General features: G+C 51.4%; 1 protein-coding gene. It reads left to right on the top strand.

The window, feature by feature from the left end; genetic code table 11:
• Positions 1–119: 119 nt before the first annotated feature.
• A partial coding sequence (gene scpA / locus PMI05_RS21485) for a methylmalonyl-CoA mutase (RefSeq protein WP_007726223.1) occupies positions 120–1,842 on the top strand: 1,723 nt, incomplete at its 3' end.

Below are 1,842 nucleotides of genomic sequence, written 5' to 3' on the forward strand. Positions count from 1 at the left end.
CCTGACGCGGAGCAGTTGGCTACTTATAAGGCTGCCGGTGTAGATGATTGCATCCACATGCGTTCCAATTGCTACGAGATGCTGCGAGAACTTCAGGAGCGGATAGGAGTGGGCTCATAATGAAGCGACCTGATTTTTCAAATATGGCTTATCAGTCCAAACGAGATGTGTCTGACTTGTTTCCCCAACTGGATGCAAACCCACAAGGAAAGGATCAAATGTGGCAGACGCTGGAGCAGATCCCTGTAAAACCTCTTTACACAATGGAAGATGTGGAAGGCATGGATCACCTCGGTTACATGCCTGGTTTGCCGCCGTATACGCGGGGACCGTATCCGACGATGTACGTGACTCAGCCATGGACGGTTCGCCAATATGCCGGATTTTCTACGGCGGAAGAGAGTAACGCTTTTTACCGACGGAATTTGGCTGCGGGCCAAAAAGGGCTGTCGATTGCCTTCGACCTCGCGACACATCGCGGCTATGACTCCGATCATCCTCGGGTAGTTGGGGATGTCGGGAAAGCAGGCGTGGCAGTTGATTCCATTCTTGATATGAAAATCTTGTTCGACGGCATTCCCCTCGATAAAATGTCCGTCTCCATGACGATGAACGGAGCCGTTTTGCCTATTATGGCGTTCTATATCGTGGCAGCAGAAGAGCAAGGAGTATCGCAGGCGGAGCTTACCGGAACGATCCAAAATGACATTCTGAAGGAATACATGGTTCGGAATACTTACATTTATCCGCCAGAAGCGTCGATGAAGATCATTTCCGATATTTTTGCCTACACCTCCAAGCACATGCCCAAATTCAACAGTATCAGTATTTCAGGCTACCATCTGCAGGAAGCGGGTGCGACCGCGGATATTGAATTGGCCTACACGTTGGCAGATGGCTTGGAATACGTTCGTACTGGTCTTGCAGCAGGCATCGACATCGATGCGTTTGCGCCACGACTGTCATTTTTCTGGGCGATTGGCATGAACTACTTCATGGAAGTGGCGAAAATGCGTGCAGGCCGCTTGATTTGGGCCAATCTGATCAAACAGTTCCACCCGAAAAATGAAAAGTCGATGGCACTGCGGACGCATTCGCAAACATCTGGATGGAGCTTGACGGAGCAGGACCCGTATAACAACGTGGTGCGGACGTGCATAGAGGCCATGGCCGCGGCTCTGGGGCATACCCAATCCCTGCATACGAACGCACTGGATGAAGCGATTGCGTTGCCGACCGATTTTTCGGCTCGGATCGCGCGAAATACGCAGTTGTTTTTGCAGGACGAAACCGAGATAACCAAGGTCGTCGATCCGTGGGCAGGTTCTTATTACGTAGAGTCCTTGACTGCGCAGCTCGTGGAAAAAGCGTGGGCGCACATCGAAGAAATCGAAGCGCTTGGCGGTATGGCAAAAGCAATTGAGACGGGATTGCCGAAAATGAAGATCGAGGAAGCGGCTGCACGCCGTCAGGCACATATCGATTCAGCGAAGGAAGCCATTATTGGCGTGAACAAATACCGTCTGGACAAAGAAGATCCACTGGAAATTCTCGAAGTCGACAATACAGCTGTCCGGGAAGCGCAAATCAGACGTTTGCAGGAGCTGCGTAATAACCGCGATGAGGCAAGAGTACAAGCAACTCTTCAAGCCATTACAGAATGTGCGAAAACGGGCGAAGGCAATCTGTTGGAGCTGGCCATTGAAGCGGCGCGAGCAAGAGCTTCTTTGGGAGAAATATCGGATGCATATGAAAAGGTCGTGGGTAGGCACAAGGCGGTCATCCGCTCCATTAGCGGCGTCTACAGTTCCGAATACGCAGATGCCGATGAGGTAGCGGCTG

The sequence above is a fragment of the Brevibacillus sp. BC25 genome (genome assembly GCF_000282075.1).
GTDB lineage: Bacteria > Bacillota > Bacilli > Brevibacillales > Brevibacillaceae > Brevibacillus.